This window comes from Pantoea sp. K16, assembly GCF_048452805.1.
GTDB classification, from domain to species: Bacteria; Pseudomonadota; Gammaproteobacteria; order Enterobacterales; family Enterobacteriaceae; genus Pantoea; species Pantoea agglomerans.
The window spans coordinates 26,737-52,366 of sequence record NZ_JBLWNV010000004.1 but is presented as its reverse complement, the minus strand read 5'-3'; the positions used below and the strand labels follow the sequence as shown (position 1 = coordinate 52,366).

The 25,630-nt window shown below is 47.3% G+C and carries 20 protein-coding genes, 1 tRNA gene and 7 pseudogenes; 18 read left to right on the top strand and 10 right to left on the bottom strand.

The genetic code is table 11. The annotated features are described in order from the left end of the window. Positions 1-2: 2 nt before the first annotated feature. Positions 3-1,265, top strand: a complete 1,263-nt coding sequence (locus tag ACK13D_RS06410; protein ID WP_250327711.1) for a c-type cytochrome — start codon at positions 3-5, stop codon at positions 1,263-1,265. Between the two features lie 43 nt (positions 1,266-1,308). On the opposite strand, the gene ACK13D_RS06405 is transcribed toward ACK13D_RS06410, so the two are convergent. From ACK13D_RS06405 to ACK13D_RS06395, 3 genes are all read right to left on the bottom strand, one after another. Next, positions 1,309-1,977, bottom strand: coding sequence for a MarC family NAAT transporter (locus ACK13D_RS06405; protein ID WP_022625312.1), 669 nt, complete (start codon positions 1,975-1,977; stop codon positions 1,309-1,311). A gap of 24 nt (positions 1,978-2,001) precedes the next feature. After that, entirely contained in the window at positions 2,002-2,637 is a 636-nt protein-coding gene (locus ACK13D_RS06400; protein WP_010251615.1) for a hypothetical protein, read from the bottom strand. A gap of 132 nt (positions 2,638-2,769) precedes the next feature. Then, positions 2,770-3,279, bottom strand: a complete 510-nt coding sequence (locus tag ACK13D_RS06395; protein WP_010671770.1) for a DUF2501 domain-containing protein — start codon at positions 3,277-3,279, stop codon at positions 2,770-2,772. A gap of 544 nt (positions 3,280-3,823) precedes the next feature. On the opposite strand from ACK13D_RS06395, the gene ACK13D_RS06390 reads away from it, so the two are divergent. The 4 genes from ACK13D_RS06390 to ACK13D_RS06375 all read left to right on the top strand — a co-directional run bounded on the left by ACK13D_RS06390 (position 3,824) and on the right by ACK13D_RS06375 (position 6,785). Further along, positions 3,824-4,225, top strand: a complete 402-nt coding sequence (locus ACK13D_RS06390) for a DUF2382 domain-containing protein (RefSeq protein WP_010251609.1) — start codon at positions 3,824-3,826, stop codon at positions 4,223-4,225. Positions 4,226-4,361: 136 nt separating this feature from the next. Continuing rightward, positions 4,362-5,237, top strand: a complete 876-nt coding sequence (locus tag ACK13D_RS06385) for a YsnF/AvaK domain-containing protein (RefSeq protein WP_418795959.1) — start codon at positions 4,362-4,364, stop codon at positions 5,235-5,237. 221 nt (positions 5,238-5,458) lie between these two features. Then, positions 5,459-6,490, top strand: a complete 1,032-nt coding sequence (locus tag ACK13D_RS06380; protein WP_418796061.1) for a DUF1176 domain-containing protein — start codon at positions 5,459-5,461, stop codon at positions 6,488-6,490. A gap of 210 nt (positions 6,491-6,700) precedes the next feature. After that, positions 6,701-6,785: transfer RNA gene (locus tag ACK13D_RS06375), tRNA-Leu, on the top strand. Between the two features lie 309 nt (positions 6,786-7,094). Here the strand turns inward: ACK13D_RS06375 and ACK13D_RS06370 are convergent. The 3 genes and pseudogenes from ACK13D_RS06370 to ACK13D_RS06360 all read right to left on the bottom strand — a co-directional run. Beyond that, positions 7,095-7,427, bottom strand: coding sequence for a hypothetical protein (locus ACK13D_RS06370; RefSeq protein ID WP_418795957.1), 333 nt, complete (start codon positions 7,425-7,427; stop codon positions 7,095-7,097). Between the two features lie 417 nt (positions 7,428-7,844). Then, positions 7,845-8,456, bottom strand: a pseudogene (locus tag ACK13D_RS06365) (conjugal transfer nickase/helicase domain-containing protein); the annotation flags it as partial. Positions 8,457-8,506: 50 nt separating this feature from the next. Next, positions 8,507-8,821, bottom strand: a pseudogene (locus ACK13D_RS06360) (phosphorothioated DNA-binding restriction endonuclease); the annotation flags it as partial. 666 nt (positions 8,822-9,487) lie between these two features. Between ACK13D_RS06360 and ACK13D_RS06355 the strand changes: the two are divergent. From ACK13D_RS06355 to symE, 7 genes and pseudogenes are all read left to right on the top strand, one after another. Beyond that, positions 9,488-10,849 (top strand): DNA cytosine methyltransferase, encoded by a 1,362-nt coding sequence (locus ACK13D_RS06355; RefSeq protein ID WP_418795955.1) that lies wholly within the window; start codon positions 9,488-9,490, stop codon positions 10,847-10,849. Between the two features lie 20 nt (positions 10,850-10,869). After that, the gene (locus tag ACK13D_RS06350) at positions 10,870-12,384 is read left to right on the top strand and encodes an ATP-binding protein (protein ID WP_418795954.1); all 1,515 of its coding nucleotides are present in this window, start codon (positions 10,870-10,872) and stop codon (positions 12,382-12,384) included. 6 nt (positions 12,385-12,390) lie between these two features. Continuing rightward, complete coding sequence (locus ACK13D_RS06345) at positions 12,391-14,568, top strand: Z1 domain-containing protein (protein ID WP_418795952.1); 2,178 nt, start codon at positions 12,391-12,393, stop codon at positions 14,566-14,568. Between the two features lie 444 nt (positions 14,569-15,012). Then, a pseudogene (locus ACK13D_RS06340) lies at positions 15,013-15,362 on the top strand (transposase); the annotation flags it as partial. After that, positions 15,332-15,680 (top strand): annotated as a pseudogene (locus ACK13D_RS06335) (type II toxin-antitoxin system RelE/ParE family toxin). The pseudogenes ACK13D_RS06340 and ACK13D_RS06335, both read left to right, overlap by 31 nt. 1 nt (position 15,681) lies before the next feature. Continuing rightward, positions 15,682-16,005, top strand: coding sequence for a helix-turn-helix domain-containing protein (locus tag ACK13D_RS06330; protein ID WP_418795950.1), 324 nt, complete (start codon positions 15,682-15,684; stop codon positions 16,003-16,005). A gap of 523 nt (positions 16,006-16,528) precedes the next feature. Beyond that, positions 16,529-16,858 carry an endoribonuclease SymE gene (symE, locus tag ACK13D_RS06325; RefSeq protein WP_033770916.1) on the top strand — a complete coding sequence of 110 codons (330 nt, stop codon included), beginning with the start codon at positions 16,529-16,531 and terminating at the stop codon, positions 16,856-16,858. 78 nt (positions 16,859-16,936) lie between these two features. Here the strand turns inward: symE and ACK13D_RS06320 are convergent. After that, positions 16,937-17,178 (bottom strand): annotated as a pseudogene (locus ACK13D_RS06320) (hypothetical protein); the annotation flags it as partial. A gap of 411 nt (positions 17,179-17,589) precedes the next feature. Between ACK13D_RS06320 and ACK13D_RS06315 the strand changes: the two are divergent. Together ACK13D_RS06315 and ACK13D_RS06310 are read left to right on the top strand one after the other, a co-directional pair. Further along, entirely contained in the window at positions 17,590-18,117 is a 528-nt protein-coding gene (locus tag ACK13D_RS06315; RefSeq protein WP_073970690.1) for a DUF2778 domain-containing protein, read from the top strand. Between the two features lie 1,393 nt (positions 18,118-19,510). Further along, positions 19,511-20,149: an acyl-homoserine-lactone synthase gene (locus ACK13D_RS06310; RefSeq protein WP_418795948.1), complete on the top strand. Its 639-nt coding sequence runs from the start codon at positions 19,511-19,513 to the stop codon at positions 20,147-20,149. A gap of 14 nt (positions 20,150-20,163) precedes the next feature. Here the strand turns inward: ACK13D_RS06310 and ACK13D_RS06305 are convergent, their stop codons facing one another. Beyond that, positions 20,164-20,856 (bottom strand): helix-turn-helix transcriptional regulator, encoded by a 693-nt coding sequence (locus tag ACK13D_RS06305; protein WP_089414603.1) that lies wholly within the window; start codon positions 20,854-20,856, stop codon positions 20,164-20,166. Between the two features lie 380 nt (positions 20,857-21,236). On the opposite strand from ACK13D_RS06305, the pseudogene ACK13D_RS06300 reads away from it, so the two are divergent. From ACK13D_RS06300 to ACK13D_RS06285, 4 genes and pseudogenes are all read left to right on the top strand, one after another. After that, positions 21,237-21,407: pseudogene (locus ACK13D_RS06300) on the top strand (contact-dependent growth inhibition system immunity protein); the annotation flags it as partial. Between the two features lie 115 nt (positions 21,408-21,522). Continuing rightward, a complete protein-coding gene (locus ACK13D_RS06295; protein WP_418796059.1) occupies positions 21,523-22,299 on the top strand; it encodes a CDP-diacylglycerol diphosphatase in 777 nt (258 codons plus the stop codon). Positions 22,300-22,604: 305 nt separating this feature from the next. Further along, positions 22,605-22,853, top strand: coding sequence for a CopG family ribbon-helix-helix protein (locus ACK13D_RS06290; protein WP_022625341.1), 249 nt, complete (start codon positions 22,605-22,607; stop codon positions 22,851-22,853). A gap of 3 nt (positions 22,854-22,856) precedes the next feature. Next, positions 22,857-23,133 (top strand): annotated as a pseudogene (locus ACK13D_RS06285) (type II toxin-antitoxin system RelE/ParE family toxin). 138 nt (positions 23,134-23,271) lie between these two features. On the opposite strand, the gene ACK13D_RS06280 reads toward ACK13D_RS06285, so the two are convergent. Beyond that, positions 23,272-24,132, bottom strand: a complete 861-nt coding sequence (locus ACK13D_RS06280) for a ketose-bisphosphate aldolase (protein WP_191921603.1) — start codon at positions 24,130-24,132, stop codon at positions 23,272-23,274. Between the two features lie 5 nt (positions 24,133-24,137). Continuing rightward, the gene (locus ACK13D_RS06275; protein ID WP_010671739.1) at positions 24,138-25,562 is read right to left on the bottom strand and encodes a PTS fructose transporter subunit IIC; all 1,425 of its coding nucleotides are present in this window, start codon (positions 25,560-25,562) and stop codon (positions 24,138-24,140) included. Positions 25,563-25,630: the final 68 nt, after the last annotated feature.

Genomic DNA, 25,630 nt, shown 5'->3' with positions numbered 1-25,630 from the left:
GCATGAATAAGCTGAAACTGAAATCTTTTATCTTTGCCAACGCGGTGCTGTTAGCCAGCGGATTTGCGCTGCCGGCTCACGCCGAAGATGAAGCGCAACTGATTAAGCAGGGCGAATATCTCTCGCGGCTGGGCGACTGCATGGCGTGCCACTCACTGCCTGGCAAGCCTGACTATTCAGGCGGGCTGGCGATTGAGTCGAACCTTGGCACCATCTTCTCCACCAACATCACGCCCGATAAGCAGCACGGTATTGGCAACTACAGCGAGCAGCAGTTCTCTGACGCGGTGCGCAAAGGGGTATTACCGGACGGTTCGCATCTCTATCCGGCGATGCCTTATCCTGATTACGCCAAAATCAGTGATGCCGACATCCACGCGCTTTACGTCTACTTCATGAAAGGCGTGCAGCCAAGCGCAGAACAGCCGCCGGAAACCGATCTGAGCTTCCCGTTCAGCCAGCGCTGGGGCATGCGTTTCTGGAACTGGGCGTTCGCCTCGGATAAGCCGTTCCAGCCGATTGGTGGTGCGTCAGCAGAGGTCAACCGCGGTGCCTATATCGTGGAGAGTCTTGGCCACTGCGGCAGCTGTCATACGCCGCGCGGTCTGGGCATGAACGAGAAAGCGCTGGATAGCGGTGACGATAAATTCCTGGCAGGCGGCAGCCTGAACAACTGGGATGTGCCGTCACTGCGTGGCCTGCCGCGCTGGAGCGAGCAGGAAGTGGTGGACTACCTGCAGACCGGCCGTAACGATAAAGCGGCGGTGGGCGGCGAGATGACCTCGGTGATTGAGCACAGCAGCTCACACATGACCGACGCCGATCTGAAAGCCATCGCGGCCTACCTGAAGTTCCTGGGCGGCAACCCGCCATTGCAGGCGTATAACGTGCAGGCGCAGCAGGCAACGGAAGCGAAACTCACTGCCGCGAAGAACCTGAGCGAAGGCGAGCGTCTTTATCTGGATAACTGCGGTGCCTGTCACTTCGTGACCGGCAAAGGCGCCCCGGGGATCTTCCCTGAGCTGGATCAGGCGACGATCGTCAATGCCAAGGATCCAACCGGATTGATCCACACCATCCTGGCCGGCGCACAGCAGCCTTCCACCGCGAAGGCCCCTTCGAAACTGGCGATGCCAGGCTTTGGTCAGCGTCTGAGTGATGAAGAGGTGGCGCAGCTGGCGACCTTTATTCGTCAGGGCTGGAGCAACACCGCGCCAGCGGTGAGCAAAGATCAGGTTGCTGAAGTGCGTAAAACGCTGAAGTAATCGAGCTTTCCCCTCTGCCCGTTCGGAGAGGGGAAATCCCGGATTAGTGAAAGGTGCGCACCACTTCCAGCACGCCGTTAATGATAAACTGCACGCCCATACAGACCAGTAAAAATCCCATCAGGCGCGATATCGCCTCAATGCCGCTTTTACCCACCAGCTTCATGATGGCACCAGAACTGCGCAGTGAAACCCACAGAATCAGACTCACCAGCAGGAAGATCAGCACTGGCGCGACGGTGATGACCCAGGCCGGAAAGTCGACGCCGCTTCTTACCGTCGAGGCAGAGGAGATGATCATCGCAATGGTACCCGGCCCCGCCGTACTCGGCATCGCCAGCGGCACAAAGGCGATATTCACCGGCTCTTTGGCTTCATCCAGCTCATCCAGTTTCTGCTTTGCTTCGACAGAATGGCCGGCAGGTTTAGCCGGGAACAGCATCCGAAAACCGATAAAAGCGACGATCAGGCCGCCCGCCATGCGCAGGCCAGGAATGGAGATGCCGAAGGTATTCAGCACCGCGCTGCCCGCGTACCACGCCACCATCATGATGGCGAAGACATAGATAGAAGCCTGGCGCGCCTGTCGGTTGCGCTCCTGGAAGTTCATCTCACCCGCCAGCCCCAGGAACAGCGCCACGGTGGTGAGTGGATTGGCGAGCGGCAGGATCACCACCAGCCCCAGGCTGACTGCTTTAATTAACTCCAGCATGACAAATCGCCTTTTCCGTGGTGATTAGTGCTTCGGACGCTCCAGCGCCTCAAGCAGTTCCGGGAAGAAGTCCTGCAGGATTTCAGGCGTCATCAGTTCGGGATACTGCATCAGATGCTCGCGGATACGCTCATTGATGTCCGGCAGCAGACGCTGGGCCGCGGCGCTGGCGGTGATTTTGTGCTTCTTCATGGCGCGCAGCAGATCGCCTGGCAGCGCGTCTTCGTCGTCGGCGTCATCCACCATCTCCAGCGCGTCCAGCTCGTCGAACATCTCCATCAGCGCTTCGGTCTGCGGCGTGCGCGACTCATATTCACGCGGATGTTCATCTTCCAGGAAGCGCAGCATAGCGCGCATCGGCGTGCCGTCTGGCGTGGAAGGCGGCTCAGTGGCGAACCAGCTCAGCAGCTGATGCATGGTGACCTGATGGACGCGAAAGCCGCTGTCGACCAGCTCATCCGCCAGCAGCTCGGCGGTTTCGTTTTCAATCACGCAGATGTGGGTACGTTTGGGTTCGTACTGCTCCAGCCACTGGTAGATCTCTTCAATCACGCCATCGTCATACTCGAATTTTTTGGTGACATAGCTGTCGTCCTGTTCGTGAACGCAGGCCTGAATCTGATCGGGGTCGAAGTAAAGTGCGATGTTGATGCCTTTCATGCGTGCTGTCCTGTAGAAATCAAAACAACACTATAGCGCTCAACCCCAGGTTAAGGGAATGTCAGGCGTCACAGCATGGGGGGCGTTTAACGCTCCCCTCAGAGCTGAGAGGGGAGAGAGAAGGGAAGGTGATCAGGAGATAAAGTTTTTGCCCTGCTTCAGCACCACGTCACAGGCTTTGGTTTTCAGCTTCTCACCCATCGGTGAGTTGCTCAGGCTTTGCAGATTCAACTGCTGGCCATTACCGGTATTCAGCAGACCGGCCACGCCCTGGGTGTAATCGGTTTTCTGTTCCTGCGCGGTGGTGGTGTTCAGACCGAGCTTGCTCAGCACCTGGTCTTTGACCGACTGCACGTTGTTTTTCACCACGTTGTGTTCGACGCAGTACTGCATCACACCAGCGGCGTTGGTCATGCTGTTGGCGCTGACCGCTTTATCGCCGCCACCCAGCATGCTGGTAATGGTAGAAAGCGACATGCCGCCATTCTGCTGCGTGGTGCCGGTGCTGCTGCCGTTGTTTTGCTGGCTGAGCTGTGACGCTGCACTGCTCAGCTGATCCTGCCAGCTTGCCGCTGATGCACTGCCTGCGACCAGAAGTGCCGCCAGTCCCCATCCCCACGCACTGCGTTGTGCTTGCTTCATTTCAACCTCGGTATGTGCTTATTCAGTTTTCCTAAGAAAGGCTGACGGGCAGAAAGTTCCTGACTTCCTTTTATAAAAAGCGTCTTAAATAGCACTTTGGGAATCTTCTGTAATAAGAGCGATAAAATATTCAGATGCTTGTGGGTGTTATTATTCTGTGAAGTGATTAACTGAAGGCAGTAATAAGCACATCCCGCGGAAATATTATTTAATATCCTCACGATTTTTATCAGGAATTGTCCTGGTTTAAATTAAAGTTACCGCTTTGCTTATAGCGTGTTTTCTAAGCGCTTGCGTCTGGTCTGGTAATATTTACCTGCGAAATAATATTAATATAACTTCATGTATTTTAGTTATTTTTTATTTTTAGCGTAGCTGTGATTTAAGCCGGATTGCTGTTTTTTGATGCGGTTTTTTGTACCGTAATTAAATTGAGTTAGCGGGATTTTTTATTATTCCGGCTTGCGAAATCAGCCAGAGTGTTCATGCTTAATCACTGTGTCAGGCAGTTGTGGCAGATATTTAATTTAACGGGAGCGATATTATGGCTGGACAGCCAGAGCACAATAATAATGCAGAGGTCACGCTTAAACTCGCTGAAGAGCAAATAGCCCTGACGAAGCAAAAGATTGTGGATGGACATGTCCGTGTTACCCGTTCCACAACTGAGCATGACGAGGTCATCAGTACACTGCTTAACCGGGAGAAGGTTGAGGTTGAGCATGTAGCGAAAGCGCAACCCGTTGAAACGATGCCCGAAATCAGGGAAGAGAACGGTGTACTGATTGTCCCGGTAGTAGAGGAAGAAATCCAAATCGTCAGAAAGCTGGTGCTTAAAGAGGAGATCCACATCCGAAAAGTGCAGGAGAATGTTCCTTTTCAGGAAGTGGTGACCCGACGTGAGCAGCAGGTGAACGTTGAAAGAGATGACGATCAAATTAGCTAACAGAGAGGAACCTATCATGGCACATGAAAAAATCGTAACACTGTTCGATTCTGCAAATCAGGCAGAGGCCGCGAAAAGAAATCTCGTGAAAGCAGGCTTTTCTGATCGGGACATCAGTCTTATCAGTGGAGAACGTTTGCAGAAGGAAGGACACTCTATCCGCCATCCGAGCATCTGGCAGCGTCTGTTTGGTCACTCCGTTGATAAAGAGCAGGCCGATGTTTACACCAGAGCGATGGACAAGGGCGGCGTAGTGCTGACCATCCGCACCGAGGAGGAGAAGCTGGCTCGCGCCATGACCATTCTCCATTCTCATGACTCGGTGGACGTACCGTCACGTATGCAAAGCTCGGTTGAGAATGGCACCACCGCGCCGGGTATCAATCCGACGACGGCAGGCAAGCAGTTTGCCGGTGAGACCAACGACCGCCAGGTTGAACCACGACGCACTTCACTGACCGGTGATGAGAGCGAAGCCGATATTCTGCGCCTGGCCGAAGAGCAGGTGGAAGTGGGTAAACGTCTGGTGAGCGAAGGTTCCACCCGCGTACGCCGCTATACCGTGACCGATACCGTATCTGAAGATATTTCGCTGCATGAGCAGCACGCTGACATCTTCCGCCGTTCGGTGAATGAACCCGCGCTGGCTGGTGAAGTGGACTGGTCAGAGAAAACCGTCGAGGTCGCTGAGACGCATGAGCAGCCGGTAATCAACAAAACGACCCACGTGAAAGAAGAAGTAGTGGTGCGTACCGACGGCAGCGATCGTACCGAGACGATTAACGACACGGTGCGTCGTCAGGAAGTGGATATCGACCATGCCCGAGGTGGTCTGGAGCGCAAACTGCCGGGTACGACCGCAGGGGTAAAACCTGCGACCGCCGCAGCAGGCACGCAGTCACCAGGTGCACATAACCGTGACCACAAAGAGAGCCTGACTGAGAAGGTGAGTGAGAAAGCCAGCGAAGTGAAGGATAAGGTCGGGAACAAACTGCACGATCACTCGCATTGAGGCGCTTATCCTGACAACAACAGGCGCTAATGGGCACCGCTGATGCCCGATGCTGAGCATGCAAGATGCAAGAAGGGGCCAACCGCGAGGTTGGCTCTTTTGCGTTTGTGGGGGCAGTAAAAAACGGACAACGGCGTTATATCTTCTTCGGTATAATCAGGAAATATCTGCGCAGGCCTGGCAGAAATAAAACCTGAGGGAATAAAGTGAACTGTAAACCGATGCTTTTCGTGCTGGCGGCGTTCTCCCTGTCGGCTCAGGCCGCCCAGAGCGGAAAAACGCTTGAGCACAAAGACTGGGAAGTTGTCTGTGATAACACCATGACCTGCCGTATTGCGGGTTATGCCAAAGAAGAGGATCCGTCCGGCTCCATTCTGCTCACCCGTGCCGCTGGACCTGCAACGGAGACTGTGGGAGAAGTGACGCTGGGCGACACCGAAGATGATAGCAAACCGGCGGAAAAACTGACGCTGTGGATCAACGGAAAATCAGCCGGCGATCTGGTGGCGGCTGACGATAACTGGCGGCTTTCGGCAAGCCAGACCTCTGCGGTAATCAGCGCCGTCAAAGGCAGCGGTAAAGTCGAATTTAAAGGCGGCACAAAGCCTTTCCTGCTTTCCGGCGAGGGCGCTTATGCCGTGCTGCTGAAAGCGGACGATGTGCAGGGCCGTATCGGCACGCCAGGTGCGCTCACTAAAAAAGGCAATAAACCGGAAAGCAGCGTGGCTAAGGCTGTGCCCGCACCGGTTATTCAGGCGGCAAAAACCCTCAGCGGTGAACCCCGTTTGCTGACCGCACCAGAAATCGACGCGCTGAAAACCCGACTGCTTTCTACGGTCAATCACAATGACGATGACACGTGCGACAGCCTGTATTCACCTGCAGAAAACAGCGATCCGGAAACCGACGGACTCACTCTTACGCCGCTGGATGAAACACACGCTTTGCTTTCGGCGCTCTGCTGGCGTGCCGCTTATAACGAAGGATATGGTTACTGGGTCATTGATAACCAACTCAAAGGCACGCCAGTGCTGGTGACGATTTCCGGGTCGGATTACGACAAGGGCGAGATTACCAATGTGCAGAAAGGCCGCGGTATTGGTGACTGCATGAGTCAGGAAAGCTGGGTGTGGAACGGCAAGGCTTTTCGCAAAAGCTATGACGGTGGGACCGGCATGTGTCGTTATATCCATGCGGGCGGCACCTGGGATCTGCCGACGCTGGTAACGGACGTGAAGCCTGTATCGGGTTAGAACTTTTGATATGCCAGTGAAACATGATGGCCGACGTGAGTGCTTTGCAGCGGCGAGGGTGAGTGAAGAATTTCTGACAAGGTTGTCATGCAGCGTCCCGGAGAACCCAAGAGACGGTTTTTTCAGCAGTTGCACCACTGCCTGCGGATAAGGGTTGCGGAAACAGGGGGTAACGGTATAATCCTCAACGTTTTCCGCATACCCTTCAGTGCCGAAGTGGCGAAATCGGTAGACGCAGTTGATTCAAAATCAACCGCCGCGAGGCGTGCCGGTTCGATTCCGGCCTTCGGCACCAAAAATAGTGTGGGTAAAGGAAAAAACTAAAACAATCAGTATGTTGTACAATGAAGCTGGACGTTGACGGCAATTGAAAAAAGCCGCATCTCCGGCTTTTTTGTTTATAAAACCTCGGGCCGGATCTTTTCACTCACTTCCTGTTTTGTCAATCTCTCTCCACGCAACTTCTGAGCATCTCGACATTGTGTTCATTATAGCTTAGCGTCACCTTAATATCACGGTGGCCAAGCAGTTTCTGCGTGACATACAGATTTTGCTCTAGTTTCTGCATCAGTTCGGTAGCAACGGTATGCCGGTAGCAGTGCGATTAAAAACGGCTGTGGCAGGCATCGCTGAGTTTGGCAAAGAAATAACTGACCTGATGTTCCGTCATTACTTTGCCCTGCCGTAGCGTCCGCCGACTGAATTGGTTGATATTAAACAACTGCTCGCCTGCACGCATGCCATGCGTTTCAGCCTCGGCAAGTAAATGCTCCAGATAAGGTCGTAGCCGTGAGGCTATGGGAGCAATATGTTCATCATGGCTTTTACTGCCCTCACTCTGAATAAACGTGGTGTCATAGACCAGATCGACATCTTTGACACGCAGATGAATAAGCTGGTTCAAACGGATAGCGGTGTAGTTGAACGTTTCGACCATAGCCAGCCAGAACCAGGCCGGATAGTACGGTGAACGGTAGCCTCGCTATGTATTCTCCTGTTCAATAAAATGGTTCAGTATTTTGCGTGAGGCGAGGATCTGCTCGCGGGACAGGGTCTTTTTGCTTGCAGGATTCCCGAAGCGATGTTTTATGAAACGGATTGATAAACTGCTCCAGAAGGCCCTATTCAATCGCAAAGTTATATAATGCCTCATATGGCGCATATAGTGATTACAGGTCACCGGCTTGATACCGCGCACATTTAACAGATAGCTGTGCCACTCCAGTACCATATGAGGCGTGACTTCGGCGGGCAGGACGTTGCGCCAGTTGGTAAACTGATTTACCGCCGTGCCATAGCAGTCCTGGGTATCAGGGCGCAACAAACGGGCAAAAAAAACTCTTCCAGGAGTTTTTCAAAGGTCATTTACACCTTCTACTTCACTGAGTAAGAGATGAGGATTATTGAAGGGAATGTCATCTTCAAAAAGCGGTGTGGGATCGTCGATAAGATATCCCTTCAGGCATGAACTACGGCGCGGACCGACAATGGCGCAGTGCCAGATGTTGAGGCCGTTTTTTCTTTTTCGGTGAAGGTGCAGATTCTGAAATCCTTTCTGTACTTCCCGCCAGCGCTCCGCAGGTACATTCTGGCTGCAGGCGTCCAGCCAGAGTTTGAAAATACCGGGAGTGACCAGAAACGCCGTCACGGCGACGGTGTGGATCCGGGCGCTGGGTTCGTTTATTTCCAGATGCTGCGCCCGGCAGTTATCAACCAGCCACTGCCAGAATGCTGTGCCCAAAAGTGGTATGCCATCTGGTTCTGTGGGTGATTGTTCCACAGGCGCGTCTCCTGAAACTATGGCCTCTGTCTCTTTTAGCGCTTCCGTTAACGGCGTAACTGTTCCACTAAAGATTGCAGGACGTTGGTGTAGAACCTCCCAAATCAGCGAAGGGGGGAAGCGTAATAGTGTGAGTTCACTGCTCCAGCCTCCATTGGCTGTAATCCGGCAATGCCAGATAGCCTTTGATAAGCGGCTTCATCAAAGCCGCCCGCTACTTGGTTATCAATCAGTTATTTCTTGGTCGGCTGGGTGTTGCCTCTACGGGGTTTGCAACTTTCTGCATTGACAATCTCCCAGAAGCCGTCAGTTCTAAGCCGCCAGAAAGGCATATTTGGATAGTCAGTACGCCGCTTGGGACCAAACTCTTTCAGCAGGCGGGTAAGCGGTTTGTAGATCTCAAGGCCGAAGTTAAACAGGCGCGGGTGGCCTGCTTTGTACTGCGATAACACATACAACAGCAACAATGGTTTATGCGGAGCACATACGTCACCCTGACGCCATACAGATACGTTGGAAATGGCTGATTGCAGCGCATCGAGAGAGAGCATAGGAGTGAACCGGGTAACAGGCTGATGTTATTGCGATCATGCTCGCAAAAGTGGTGAAATTCAATTATTGCACGTCGTGTTCATGAGAGAGGAATTGGCCCTTTGTACTGATAACTCCGAAAGGTAAGTGTACGTAATTTATGGGAATGGCTAATTATGTATCGTAACATCAGTATAGCTAATCGAGTGAGGAATCCTTTCCATTCCTTAGGCTTTTGACGAGAAAGGTAATGGTAAGAGCCTTGGTTCAAAGTGAGAGAAAGCCAATACCGCGTTCCTCTGATAGCGAAGCAGAACAACACCGCTTAGCAGGAGGATTTTTGAAGGATTTATCAGGCTAAACGCTGACAGATAGGGGCAGTAGGGATGAAAAGACTAGTCCCTTCGGGTAAGAGGATAATCAGAAGGCTCTGGTTACGAATGAATTCAGAGAAACCATTACGAATGATTTTAAGCTAATGTTGCTAAAAGCGCGTCAGAGCCTGTAGTGAAAATGGGTTAGTTGTTATACAATTCAAAGTATTAGATATTTTACTGATGAAATTATTTTCAATTTCTTTAATGCTAAAGACAAAGCATCCCTGATATTGTAAATATGTGTTTATATACAGTTGTTGATGTGTTTGAATAAACAACACCTGATTTATGTTTGTAGAGAGTGCTTGAATGGAAAATAAAAAAACGTTTACTTTCATTGACTTATTTGCAGGTCTGGGAGGTTTTCATTTGGCACTGAAACGATTAGGTGGGGTTTGTCGTTTTGCAGTCGAGTGGAAAGAGCCTCTCCAGAACTTATATGAGGATAATTTTGGTATTAGACCTCTTGGCGACATAACTAAAATACCACTTAATATAATCCCTGATCATGATGTCTTAACCGCTGGGTTTCCATGCCAACCTTTTTCAAAGGCTGGTGAACAATTAGGGTTCGAGTGTACAAAACAAGGGGGATTATTTTTCAATGTAGTCGAAATTTTAAAGCATAAGAGGCCTAAATTTTTCATTCTTGAAAATGTCCCTAACCTGTTGAAACATGATGATGGGAAAACGTGGGTAAAGATCCAACAATTGCTTGGCAAAGATGGACTTGGCTATAGTATTGATGCAGCAAAACTTTCACCGCATCATTTTGGTATTCCCCAAATTCGTGAACGAATATATATAGTTGGCTCATTGTTGCCGCTTGGCGATTTTAAATGGCCCGAAGCTCTGAATACCGAAACCTCGATAGATAGTATTTTGGACGATAATCCGATTGATGCGAAATCACTTTCTCCTCAAGTTATCGATTGTTTAAATGTTTGGAGTAAGTTTTTAGAACTCTGTCCTCCTGATATTGAAATTCCTTCCTTCCCCTTGTGGTCGATGGAGTGGGGGGCAACCTATCCTTTTGAAAATGAAACTCCTTATGCGAGAAAAATGCGTTTAGGAATTAATGGGTTAAAAGGCTTCAGGGCGAGCCATGGTTGTAAAATTGGCCTTCGAAGAAGTATGGATGATCGTTGGATGGCATTGCCAAGTCATGCTCGAACAGAAGAATTTGAATTTCCAAAGTGGAAAAAGAATTTTATTAGACAAAATAGAAAGTTTTATAACGATAATAAAAGCTGGATAGATGAATGGTTACCCGATATTTTAAGGTTCCCGTCAAGCCTTCAGAAACTTGAATGGAATGTTCATGGTGAAGAGAGGAATATTTGGAACTATGTTCTACAGTTCAGAGCCTCTGGTGTGAGAGTTAAAAGAAGAACCACTGCTCCAAGCTTAATTGCCATGACTGATACCCAAGTCCCAATTATTGCTTGGCAAAGGCGATATATGACACCTCATGAGTGTGCTAAGCTTCAGTGTCTTGATGAATTAAATAAGCTCCCTGAAAGTCCAACCCAAGCCTTCCAGGCGTTAGGTAATGCAGTCAACTCTAAAGTTGTCGAATGGGTAGCTAACGCGTTGTTAAGTACCTCACTTGATGAGAGTTATAACAATCATTTTAATTTTTTAGAAGATAGATGCATTTCCTATAATTAAGAGTGCTTAAGGAGATAATTGTGGCGCTTTCAAAGGTTGATATTCGTCCAGGAGTAAGTATATTAGCCGTTTTGCGGCACCTCAATTATAAACCCTGGTTTGCTTTGGGGGAATTTGTAGACAATGCCTTACAGAGTTTCTTAGCAAAATCCGCAACGAGTTCTTTAAAAAAAGTAACTATAGAAATAAATATTGACTCAACTGAGCCTTCCCGAATATCAATTAAAGATGACGCTTTTGGGATTCCTTTAGAGGACTTTCCAAGAGCTTTCAAACCTGCATCAATCCCACCGGATAATACAGGTCTATCCGAATTTGGTATGGGAATGAAAAGTGCAGCTTGTTGGTTTTCTCCTAAATGGGAAATTCGTACATCTGTGGTTGGTGAGTCAATAATAAGAACAGTATACTTTGATATTGAAAATATGATTGCGGATGAGTCATATGAACTACCAATAAAAGAAACTCAAGGTAGTGAAGAACAACATTTTACGGAGGTTATTTTAAATGATGTTTTTCATGCCCCAGTAAAAAGGACTATCTATAAAATAAAAAGTCATTTAGCTAGTATCTATAGATACTATATTGTGAAGGGACTTTTAATACTTAAAGTTAATGGGGAAGTTTTAAATTATCAAGGCCCCCAAATATTAAAAGCCCCCTATTTCAAGGATAAAGAGGGAGAGCCTCTTATCTGGCGAAAAGATATCGACTTTAAGCTTGGTGATAATGTCTCCGTAAATGGTTTTGCTGCTATACGTGCTGTGGGTAATACTAGCGAAGCCGGATTTTCGCTTTTCAGAAGAGGTAGGGTTATTCAAGGAAGCGCCGATGAAACTTATCGTCCTGCATATATTTTTGGTAATTCTAATAGTTATAAATATCAGCGTGTTTTTGGTGAGCTATATATTAATGGGGTTGAAGTCAGCCATACAAAAGACGGTTTTAGATGGGGGGAGTTAGAGCAGGTATTTCTAAAGTTGTTACGCGATAATTTAGATAGCGATGATATGCCTTTATTACGTCAGGCGGAAGGGTATAGAGTTAGAGGAAATGATAATAGGCTAGTCTCACTTGTTGGGCACGCTGTTGATAGCTCAGTAGATGAAATGAGGAATCATTTACCATTGATAATTCCTAGCATACTTGACTCTGCGCTAATTGATACTCCTGCCGAACATATTGAATATCAGTCTCAGCTAATGAAACGAACTTTTGATATTTCGTTTCGTGATCAGAATTGGTCTGTATGTATTGAAGTATCGAACGATGTTTCTAATAGTGAGTGGTTAGCAGTGAGTGATTCTGGGAGGATAGGTGATATATGTCGACGGTTACATATTCAAATGTCGATGTCCCATCCTCTAATGATTCAGTTCGCTCAAAAAGATGGAGATGTTTCCGAAATTATGTTTCGCGTGGGGGCTGCTCTTGCTATAGCTGAAGTATTGGCTAGGGACTCAGGTGTCAGTAAAGCTGGAACAGTAAGGCGAAACATGAATGATATCTTACGAGATGTATTTTCGAATAGGTAAACATAAATGAGCTTAGAAAATAGACATGATTACAATAATAACGGAATGAATTGGTCTCCTGAAAAGGGGAAAGAAACTGAAGCCTTTTTAGATCAGAGTGGTATGCCGGATGGTGCTAAAGAAAAGTTACTAGAAGATGCTATTTCAATATTATCCCGCGGAGTTTCTCCTGAAATAGAAAATGGGCAAGAAACTGGTCTTGTTGTTGGCTATGTGCAAAGTGGCAAGACTATGTCCTTTGAGACTGTTGCTGCGCTTGCAAGGGATAACGGTTTTCATATGGTAATTGTTGTTGCAGGGACATCAAATCCTCTGCTTGCACAATCCTCGAGTCGATTAAAAAAAGATTTGGGGCTAAATGATTCAAGACGAGGCCGGAGATGGGTACAACTAGAAAATCCGTCCTCTTATGATACTGCGGGGCAGGTCATCCGTAGTACATTATCCATATCTAAAGATTCGTCTACTGAGGATATATATAAACAAACCATCCTTATTACCGTCCTTAAAAATCACAAAAGAATCAACAAGTTAGCTGAAATACTTGAAGCTTTAGATTTGAACGGAACATCGGTCCTTATTATTGATGATGAGGCAGATCAGGTTAGTCTAAATACTGGAGTTTCTCAGGGAGAAGAGAGTGCAACATATAGTTGCTTAATGAGACTAAGAAAAGCTTTACCAAATCATACCTATTTACAATATACAGCTACGCCTCAAGCACCTCTTCTTATAAGTATTATAGATTCCTTGTCACCTAACTTTGTGAAAGTATTAGAACCAGGCGATGCTTATGTTGGTGGTCGTGATTTTTTTGGGTCGAACTCTGCACATATTAATATTATTCCACCAAGCGAAGTTCCGACGAAAGATAATCCTTTAAGCCATCCTCCTTCATCATTGCTAGATGCCCTACGCATATTCATGGTTGGCGTAACTGTAGGCATTAGTGAGTCCGGCAATACAGGTAACCGCTCAATGCTTGTGCATCCATCTCATCTGACTTCCCAGCACAAAGAATATTATGGCTGGGTTAGAGGTATATTCGATGAATGGCACAGGTGCTTATCGTTACGTGATGATGATCCGGATAAAATTGATCTTCTAAACGAATTTAGAGAATCTTACAATCATTTAAATACAACAACAGTTCTACCATCATTTGATAAGATTATAAATTCCTTTAGCATTGCATTTAAAAGTACTCAGATAGTTGAAGTTAATGCAAGAACTAATAAAACACCGGCGATAGACTGGCAACATAAATATGGATGGATTTTGGTTGGTGGAATTGCGGTTGATCGAGGATTTACAGTTGAAGGACTGACAGTAACATATATGCCTAGGGGTATTGGTGTCGGAAATGCTGATACTATACAGCAGCGGGCAAGATTCTTTGGATATAAAAAAAGCTATTTGGGTTTTTGTAGGGTTTATTTAGAGCAAAGTACACTTGATGCCTTTAGGAATTATGTCATGCATGAAGAAGATATTAGGAGGCAACTTAAGGAAATTGAAGCAAGTAATAAGTCATTAAATTCTTGGAAACGGGCATTCTTATTAGATCTTGATTTGAAACCCTGTAGGGATAGTGTTCTTGAATTTGATTACATGCATACTAAATTTTCTGATAAATGGGTTGTTCCGAAAATAACATACCCTTCAGAAGCTGTAGTTATTGATAACCAAAATACAGTGTCAGAATTTTTGAACCGTCTATCTATGTGTTGTGATGAGGGACATATAGACCGTACAAAAACTCAGAAACATTATGTTTGTGATAATGTTCTTGTAAGCGATCTGTTCGAAAACTTACTTGTTAAAATAAGGGTTACTGGAAATTCAAACTCTAAGAATAATACAGCCTTATTACTGCATTTAGCAAAGGCAATTGAAAGAGATTCGACAGAGAGTTGCGTTGTTTATAGAATGAGCCCAAATGAGAAAAGGGTTCGTACTGTAGATTCGTATTTATTTCAAGGTGCTTATCCTGTAACAAGCGCTAGACGTGGAGAAATATATCCCGGTGATTCTTTAATCAAAGATAACGAAAGAGTGAGTGTTCAAATACATTTTATTGATTTAAAACAGGATGATGAAGTAATTATTAGTAATGTTCCTGTCGTTGCGGTGTGGATACCGGGGCGATTGGCTTGTTCAATTATAGTACAACATCAAAGTTAAATGTTCTTCTGCCAGGGTAGAGAGGGTTCTCTACCCTTTTATATATTTCACTAAGGTTAGTGGGTTTATTGAATCTAACAATTTTTTTTGATTGTAGTTATGAATGAATCTTTGTTGAGGGGTGGTTTTGTAATCTTTTAAATTATAGTTTTCCTTGGGTGTATGGTTAATGAACGGCAATGTTTCGTTCTGGGTGTGGATGTTTTAATTTTTATATGGTAATTAAGAGTTCATTAATTAAATTTATCGTTATATTATCTTAATGTATTTTATAAAATTAATAGGTATTGCAACAACCACTCCCCAAACTTCCCCCCACTATCCTGCGCCACCTTAACCCCACCTGATCGCCCCATTTAGCGCCACACCAACCTGACCTGCTCCCCATTGATGAATACACCGCGATGTTAGTAATGTCATCATCAGTCACATGAGGACGTCCTCATGAAGACGCGTTTTTCCGACGAACAGATCATCAGTATTCTCCGCGAAGCCGAAGCCGGGGTTTCGGCCCGGGAACTCTGCCGCAAGCATGCTATTTCAGACGCTACCTTCTATACCTGCCGCAAGAAGTTCGGCGGCATGGAAATCCCCGAAGTAAAGCGGCTCAGGTTACCTGAAGAGGAGAACGCCCGACTCAGGAAACTGCTCGCTGAAGCCATGCTGGATAAGGAGGCGCTTCAGGTGGCTCTGGGCCGAAAGTTCTGAAGGTAGACCAGAGGCGGGAAGCCGCCGCTTTGGTTACCGGCGGATCTGGCAGTTATTGCGCCGGGAGGGCTTCAAAACTAAATGGTTCAGCAAGGCAGCGAAATCTCACGCCATTAAAGATAGTGAGTTATGTCGGACTATAGAGGCAGTAGTGCAGGGGAAGGCTGACGATCCTGGTGGTGGTGTTTACAAGAAGCGCCTGAACCCGAATCGCGATCGCGCCATTATCCTGGCGAAAGGTGGGGAACACTGGTTTTACACGTTCCTTTTATGCCAAACAGGATATGGCAAATATTGATAATCGCGAGCTGGCCGGATTTCGCGAGTTAGCAAAGCACTATGTTGCTCTTAGCGATGAAAAGATCACGGCACTGATTAAGAGTAAAGAACTGGTGGAGATTTGACATGACTGCAAAAAGTAAATTTAAGAGTCCTGCATTTGAGGCCATCCACAGCGCTGCTTCTGGATTATTAAGCGTCGATGCTATCCCGCAGGAAACGATGCGCAACTTTGATAAAGCGTGCCTCAACAATGTGGATGAGCTGCAACCCATCGAGATTAAGGCGTTGCGTGAGAAGCTGAACGTCAGCCAGCCCGTTTTTGCCAGCTATCTGAACACCAGTGTGTCAACGGTGCAGAAATGGGAAAGTGGGGTAAAGCGTACAGGTGGATTATCGCTGAAATTGCTTACCGTAGTGCAGAAGCATGGGTTGAAGGTATTGGTTTGAGTGAGTTGTACTGGCTGCAGCATTAAATGGATACCTGACTGAATCATGGCGCAGAAAGAACAATTTTAACCTCGATAATTGGGAGAAATCGGCTTTAAGCCATACACTGAAAAAATTGAGGCCGGGATAAACCTTAAATGTATTGAAACACCATATCATGAGCAACAATATGAGATTGTAAGGAGTAGTGCAGTAACCTGGGGGGAATACAATGAGGAAGAAAGTTAAACTCTCCCTGATAACTCTCTATTTGTTGAGTCAGGAAGAATAGCTGTTGGTAATTTTATGATATCCAGGGCTAATGCTCTTGAGCTATTTTCCTGGTGCGCTTCTTATTATTTCCTGCCAGATAAAACTTACGGTTTATAATAAAATGATTTTATAAATTACTTATTTCACACTGTTTTTAGCTGGACTTTTCTTCTCTTTCCTGATGATATATACAGGTATTTAGCGCGGTGCGGATGTGCGCCAACACACCCGCGCCGCTAATCACAATCACTATTTATAGGGAATAGTAATCATGACTGACGCCCATTCTATTGCACAACCGACTGAACCAGAAGTCTCTCCTGCAGATAACCGGCAATTAACCGTTAGCTATGCAAGCCGCTATCCGGATTACAGCCGTATACCCGCCATCACTATGAAAGGACAATGGCTGGAAGCTGCCGGTTTTGCCACTGGCACAGCAGTAGATGTAAAGGTAATGGAAGGTTGTATTGTTCTCACCGCCCGGCAGGAGAGCGAACTGATGCAGTCTCTGCGCCAGGTATGCAAGCTGTCGGCGCGGAAACAAAAGCAGGTGCAGGAGTTTATTCAGGTTATTGCCGGTAAACAGAAAGTCGTCTGAATGAAAAGCCGCTCCCGACATCGCATCGGGAGCGGTTAAATGTCAGGACGCGATCACTTCCAAAAATACATCAGTTGCCTAACTTTCTTCGCTGTTGACCACATTTTCCTCCTTGCAGACCAGCGCCTTATTACCTGACCGCAAAGAAACGTTATCGCTGAACTTAAAGCTATACCGCTGTGATACAAAGTTAATGCACGGTATCCCATTCCCTGATCGAAGCGAATATTCAATACCTGACCATCTTCAGCGGTCATCGCCAGCTTACGATGATATTAAATATTACGTGGCGAACAGAATGCCATCACTTTGACTGGTTTTGACCTGCTCACCATTAATTAACATATTGCAATATTAGTGCTGTCTTCATCGGCAATTTGAAGACGTGCGTATAAAAATGGCTTTCCAAATCAGCATCCTTCGTGAGGCCAGAGCCGATTTTTTTGCCCCGAAACTCTCCGTAAGCATACTATTCACTAAGCTACTTTCTAAACCTGGTGCAGGAAATCTGGCGGTAGAATTATAAAGAGTGTTATCTACATTCAGCACTGAGTTATCAAAGTCTATCAGAGTTTTCAGCACGTTGGCGAAATAGAAACACAGTAAATATTAGATATATCACTAACTCATGATTGTGTTGTATATTAGACGCAGATCATTTTCATTTTTTGATGAGGCATTATGATAAATCACCCTCATCTATAAAGTGGTCAAAGTAAAAGGAGCCAGACATGGCATTAAAAGGAATTTTCACTGTCAATGATGCAGATTACTCACCTTTACTCATGTATGGAATCGGGACGTTTATGGCGTACTCTGGTAACAGGGAATATCGCAATCGTGCAGGATGTATTGCAGTTCCAGACAACGGGCCAATACCTGATGGTTTATATCACATCGTTAAGCGCCCAACCGGTGGCTGGAAAGGTATAATCCGAACTGACTTGCACGATTTCTACTCATGGCCGACTTCAACGCCAGTTATCAAGTATGAATGGTTTGCTTTGTATCGTGATGATGGAAGGATAGATGACCATATGTGGGTTAATAATGTAGAGCGTGGGAATTTCAGACTACATCCTCGTGGGCCTCTTGGTGTATCTTTAGGTTGTATCACTTTGCAACACAGAACTGATTTCATCGCTATTCGGCAAGCATTACTCTCTACTTCACAAGTGAAATTACGTAATGGACTAATGTCTTTTGGCACAATTGAGGTGGTTTTAAATGGAAGCAAAACGTGTCCCAGCGGGGTTTAGAATCCTTATCGCAGTATCTTTGTTTGTAATGACGTTCCTTCTGGTAAGACCGTCAGATCCATCGACACAAGGAGAGCAGCAGTTTTGGACAGAGTTAGCAAAGCTATTTAATCAACGCGATATTGAGGGTTTCGTGGGGATTGCACTATTAGTGATATGTACAATGGTAACACTCATTGGTTATCAGATTATAGTCAGAGCGATTGAGAGGAAAAGTAACATTAAGAAATGATTTTTATAATGTGTGAGTTAATTCTGGCAGAAGTTAAAAAATTACTTATAAATTGAATTATGTAAATTCGCTCACATTGTGCATTAAATTATTAAGACATGTATGGCTAAATCTTAGGTTTTCTTACCCAAAAATACGTGCATGCGTGATTGATTGAGTTGCATTATAACCTGCTCATCGTTTTCTGGTGTATCCACCACCGGGACATCGGGTTTTCGTTGCCTGATTGTTTAATTCACTTTCCTGCAGTCCGATTATCCCCCTGGGAATGAAAGAGACAACACAGGGATGCTTATATGGGATTGAGCCTGCCAGAAAACCGTCTTATTTGTCTGTCGAGGGATAATCCGGAACGCTTTCCAGACACGGAGAGCGGTCAAAGGAACAATTAAAAGCCATGATAGAGTGTGGTGATGTGGTATGCCTGAATGATGTGTCTGTTCTGTCCGCCGGGCTGTTTTACATTGACGACGTTTTACATTGACGACAAAGGTAAGTTAATTTGCGTCGATGAAAATGCCTTCAAATTCGGTGGAGCGAAAACACTATCGGTGCGTTTAATCCTGCAGTGAGTAAGCGCGATCACCGACGCTCTGACGGAATACCTGCGCCAACTTCATTAATGCAGCTCGGCGTGGGAGGCGGGAGACAGCCAGTAACCTACGGAACGCTTAACATCAAAGGCGTCGGCCGGTTACTCGCTGCTGGCGGTATCTGTAACGATAATAGTGAGGGGTTTCGTATAACGCTGAACAGTTTGGTGGCGATGTCTTCAGCAACTGATTAGTGTCAGGCGGGGAAACCCCCGGTTAACCTGTATCACAGATTAGATAATAGTTGCTTTAGTCAATGCAACAGGAAAGCTTGCCCCTTAAAATTATAAAGGGCAATAATTAAACTATAGTTAATTGATATTTTTCGTATTTTAATATAATTATCGTTTGAGCGCTTATTGCACTCTGTACCCGGTACCTGAAATATCAGATAATCGCGGGTGGGTTTCCCTGGTGTTGTATTGGTCTTTGACCTCCTGACCGCTAAGCACGGTGAGTGCCCGGTGGTCAGGTACTTTTTTAAGTATAGGGTCTGCGCAGATGTAATAAAAGCTGTCTTAAAAGACAGGGGTAATGGTTCCCATATGTGATTATCAGGAATGAATGAATGAATTCTGCTATTGAGTTTTTTTTGCGTGATTACAATGAATTTCCGCCAGAATTATCAACCGAACTCTACCGGCTCAGAAGAAAAACATTTCGTGAGAGGCTCGACTGGAAAGTCGAATGCATTGACGGCATGGAAAAGGATCAATTTGACAACGAAAATACGACTTACCTGCTGGGCATGCATAACGGGAAGTTGCTATGTGGTGCACGGTTTATAGATTCGACGCAGCCGACGATGATGAGCGAAATTTTTCATGAATATTTCGAGGGTATAAGTGGTCTCCCCACAGATATCCCCTGTTGTGAGATTAGCCGGCTGTTTTTAGATAAAGATAGACGTGACTCTGCAGGCCTGCATGGCTTGCCCGCCAGTAAAGTGTTATTCCTTGCAATGATTTTTTATTGCATGAAGAGAAACTATCGGGGGATGTACGCTGTGGCAAGTCGCGGCATGTATGCAATATTTCGCCATGCAAACTGGAAAATAGAAGTTATTCAGAAAGGCCTTTCTGAAAAAGGGGAAGTTATCTACTACATTTTCATGCCTGCCAGCATGAGCATCGTGGAAGATATTATCACCAGGGACAAAGCCAGTGGCTGGCTTCGTGAGATGTCCCGGCATTTACGCCATCTTTAACCAGTAACGCTGGCTCAGTTGTCCAGCAGCCGGAGCTCCGTCCCTAGTTTTACCGCATGTGTGGCGTTATTCACTCCGAGCTTTTTCATGACGTTGCCCATATGAAATTTTACGGTGCGTTCCGCAATAGATAAAATGACCGCAACTTCGGCGTATGTTTTCCCGGCGCCGACCCACTTAAGTATTTGGCGCTCACGCGGTGACAAAAAAACGTTCTTTTTCTGATGGTGTTGACTGTATAAGTTAAGCGTCTTCTGATGCAATTTAATAAGAAAACTAACTATTTTCGAACGATTTTTTTCCATGTCAATACCAGAATCTTTCTGACTGATAATGGATAGCAAAGCCAGGTTGTTCAGGTAGTCATGCAGAGGGAATGTCTGCCCCTGGAAAATATTATATTGAAAACTTTCATTGAAAATTCGCGTGAGATTGTAGCCGCCTGACAGAATGACGTTGTTTTCCCAAAAAAAATCTTCAACACAACGTAAACTCTGAATGATGACAGGATCAATAAACTGATACTTTCTTTCAAGGTATATATCGAACCACTCAGGATTGTTATTAATAATACGCATCTGTGAAGGGTCTTTCTTGTTCATAATGGCGTAGGCATAGATAATACCCTTGTAATCCTCAAAGAATGCATTCAGTTCACTCTGGATTAACAAATTGATTCTTGTATCGTTGTAGTATGTATCCTTCACGTCAGTTTCTACCTCCGGGATGAGTGGATAAACCAGTATAATCCGCTTCGTTAGCTGTTGCTAATCGTATTTTAAACCAGTTAAAGGACAGTGCAAATCACATCTGCCAGCAATATCCTGGATATTTTTGCTTTACAAAACGGATGGAAAGAGCAGTTTACAAGATTACAGATGAATTATCGGGATTCACAAAAATCTGCGGGGGCAGCAGGAACATTAGAATAATGATTCGCGATTTTAAGTTATTGCTGACTGGAGTGAACCGACATCAGCATTTTTCATAACAAAACTCATGCTGGCAGGCGTAATTAAACAGACACCGAGTCAGTATCTGACTGCAGATGGTTTTTAAATCCTGATGCTCATGCTCCCCTTCGGCTACCCGGCATGGTTTGATAGGTGATATTGAGCAATTTATGAGTGAGTCTGAAAAGCTGGCGAACGATTTTGAAGGCCGCTATGGCGCGGAATTTTCCACAGAATTATGGGAAACTACGCCTGCAGAATTCCTGATGCTTTTGAAGCAAAAGGTTAGTGCATCTCTTTCTTAAGGCTGAAGGCTGATTTGCCATTCGGCTAAACGCTCCCCCAATATGAACCCCTGCTTATGAGGTTATACCTGCATTGAGTCGCCTGACCGGACGCAATCCGTTGAACGGGAAATTGTTGTGGCGATGCCGGTCTCTGCCGCTGGTCATCACGCTGCTGCTGACAGGATGCGCCCGCTCTGACGCGCTGTGGACGGTCACGCATGACCTCTGCATGAATAACTATCACTACCGTCGCGATCCGGCTCCCTGCCAGCAAATCTATCTGCCGCAAGACAGCACACAGGGCTACAGCATCATCCAGAATCCTCGCCACAGGCTGCACTTTATTCTGGTGCCCACGGTGGCAATGTCCGGCATTGAGAGCATTGCGTTGTCGCGCCCCGGACGTCCTGACTATTTCGGCTACACCTGGTTAATGCGCTATCGTCTGATGTCGGCCTATGGTGCTGAAGTGCCTGAGGATCGGCTCGGCATGGCGCTGAATTCCGCTTATGGCCGCAGCCAGAATCAACTGCATATTCATCTGACCTGCCTGCGGGAGGATGTCTATCGCCAGCTTCAGGCCGAGCGCCCCTATATTAATAATGACTGGCGACCCTTGCCCGACCGTTTGCTGAATCACACCTACTATGCCCGCCGCGTTATGCAGCCTACGGCGATGGGGATTTATCCTGTCTCCTCCGTAGCGCGCCATTTCCATCTGTCGCCGCCGCAGCTGGCAGAGTCTGGTGTGGCGCTCATTCCGGCGACGTTTTCGGGAGAAAAAGGATTTATCCTGCTAACTACCCGGCGCGGCTGGGATAAGGGCAATCGGGCGTCCGTTGAGTCGCTGCTGGATAAACGCTGCGCAATTCTTTCAGCGCCGCCAGCTGACGTTGCAGTCGGGAAGTAACTAAACCTTATCATCCTTAATCCTCCACCGACCCAGCCACTCTGCTGTAATCAAACGCTCTGCCAGCAAGAACCCGGCTGACGAGGACGATCGCCCGTGCATCGGTTTCTTAAACATTGAATCAGGTTCGTGTCCGCCCAATATAGTGAGATCGCATAGTCATTTATCAGACCAGTCCATAGGTGACAATTAGTGCGAAACAAACCTCAGGATGCTGCCCGCAAAATAAGCTCTGATGTTTTTATAGACAAACCCAAGCTAGACTTAATAAAAGTTATTAACTGTTATTAAAAGAGGTGAACACTATGGGGTCTCTTACAAAACAGACCATTAGCGCGCAGATACCCACCGATTTGGCTAATGCTGTAGAAAATCTGGCTGTGGAGCTGGATCGTTCTAAAAGCTGGATCATCAAGGAAGCGTTGACCACTATGCTGGCTGAAAGGGAACGGCGTCATCAGAGCATTCAGGCTGGTCTTGCCGATGTAGATGCCGGGCGTGTAGTAAGTCACTCTGACCTTGTTGAATTTGGTAATCGTTTAAAGAAAAGCTGATAAATGGAAATTTACTGGACGGCTTAAAGCTCAGGATGACCTGGAACGCATCTACCGTTTTGCTCTTCAGTACAGCCGCCAGCATGCTGATGATGTCTTAGACCGCCTGATAACCGGCAGTGCTGGCCTCAAGGCACACCCAGCAATCGGCATACAGCAGGTTCGATATGAACCACGTGAAGTTCGAAAGCTAATACTGGATGACTACGAGATTCATTACGAACTTCGTGATAATACCATCTACATCGTGGATCTTTGGCATACGAAAAAAGAGCGATGAGCAGATCTCTTTTCATTGATGGCTGTTGCTTACTGACCTGATACTTATTTAAAACTCACTTCTCAAAACCCAAAAAAGACACCGATCCATCAGTGCCTTTCCCATACTCAACTCGCAACCAATCCCCCCACCAACCCCTTACCGATACAACGCCGCTTTCCCCACCGAACTAAACAGCGCCATCTTCGCCGCGACCACTTCACTCGCCGCCTGCATCGGTTTAACAAAGAGGGAATTAGGCTCGTGACCCCCAAGCTTCAGCTCCTGCTCCAGCGCCACGAAAAACGCCTTCTTCATATCGCTGGAGATATTGATTTTACCGACGCCATAACGAATTGATTCCGCGACCTCGCTGTCTTTGTTGCCCGAACCGCCATGCAGCACCAGCGGGATATCAACCAACTTACGGATCTGCTGCAGGCGCTCGATATCCAGCTTCGGCTGCTTCCCTTTGGGGTAGAGGCCATGCGAGGTGCCGATGGCGACCGCCAGCGTGTCGGTGCCGGTCTCGCGCACAAAGGTCTCGGCCTGCTGCGGATCGGTATAGAGAATCTCGTTACTGCCGCCTTCGCCGCTGCCTTCTGCCACGCCGATGGTGCCCAGCTCCGCTTCCACAGAGACATTAATCGTGTGCGCTATCTCGACAATCTTCTTCGTCAGCGCAATATTCTGCTCAAAAGGTTGAGACGAGGCGTCAATCATCACTGAAGTAAAACCTGCGTAGATCGCTTTCATCACCTCTTCCAGCGAACGGCCATGGTCCAGATGGATCACCACCGGCACGCGCGCCTGAATCGCCAGCGTCCGCAGATAACCGATAAATTCCGGGCCGGTGAAGGCCATCTCTTCAGGATGGATCTCCAGAATCAGCGGTGAATCCAGTCGCTCGGCAGTCTCAACCGCCACCCGTCCAAACTCCGCGCTGGCGATGTTAAACGCACCAACGCCAAACTGATGCTGTCGGGCAACGCTGAGCAGATCTTTCATGTTGTAAAGCATAGGTTTTATCCTTGTTTTGCAGGAACGGAGATATCTTTTTTCAGGAACAGCAGGATCAGCGCCGTCAGCAGACTGCCTGCGGCAATCGCAAACAGATAACCCATGACATTGCTGATCACGTTAGGAATGAAGATGACGAAAATGCCGCCGTGCGGAGCGCGGGAAGCGCAGCCCAGCATCATTGAGAGTGCGCCCGCTAACCCGGAGCCCGCCACGATGGCCGGGATGACGCGCAGCGGATCGGCGACCGCGTAAGGGATGGCGCCTTCGGTAATGAATGACAGGCCGAGGATGTAGGTGACCTTGCCGGTCTCGCGCTCCTGCTCGGTAAACTTGCGGCGGAAGAGGGTGGTTGCCAGCGCGATGCCCAGTGGTGGCACCATGCCTGCCGCCATACAGGCGGCAATCGGTCCGTAAACCCCGCTCGACATCAGGCCAATCGCAAACATACAGACGGTCTTATTCAGCGGGCCGCCCATATCAAAGGCCACCATCATGCCGAACAGCAGGCCGAGGATGGCCGCGTTGGTGTTACCCAGCGAACTGAGGAAGTCGGTCAGCCAGCCGAGCAGCATTTTGATCGGCTCACCAATCAGCAGCGCCATCAGTGCGCCGGTCAGCAGCACGCTTAACAGAGGCACGATTAAAATAGGTTTCAGCCCGGCGACCGCTTTGGGCAGATGGATATGGTTATTGATCAGCAGCGTGATGTATCCGGCCAGGAAGCCGGCAATCAGCGCGCCAAGAAAGCCGGAGCCGGTGTGGATCGCCATCATCCCGCCCACTGCGCCCGCCACGATGCCCGCTTTGCCGCTGACAGACTGGCTGATCCCCAGCGCCAGAATCGGCAGCATCAGGGCAAAAGCGGAACCGCCACCGATGTCAGAGAGCATCTTCGCTATCGGACTGAAATTAGCGTCCCCTGGTGTGGCCGCCGTAATCCCGAATGAAAAACTCAGCGCGATCAGAATGCCGCCCGCCACCACAAACGGGATCATCAGGTTCACGCCGGTGATGAGGTGTACATAAATCTCTGAAATCCAGGAACGGGAACCGGACGCCTCACGGGCACTGTTAGCCGGTTCAGATGCACTGGCCTGCGGCGCAGCGTCTACCAGCCTCGGAGCCAGTTCGCCGTTAACAATGGCGTTTAACAGGCCTTCAGCATCCTTCGCGGCACGGGTAACGGGCACCTCAATCACGTTTTTATGCTGGAAGCGCGCCATCTCAACTTTTTTATCTGCGGCGATTAACACTATGTCGGCCTGATGAATATCGTCGTCGCTGAAAATATATTCGCTTTCAATCGCGCCCTGGGTTTCAACTAATACATTCAGGCCCAGTTTTTTAGCCGCTTTTTTTAAATTACTTTCGGCAAGGTAGGTGTGGGCGACACCTGTAGGACAGGCGGTAATGGCAATAATGTTCATAAATGTTCTCCAGTGAAAATTTTATATTTATGTTTTTCTGTCTGAAGGGATGGCTACAACCTGGAATA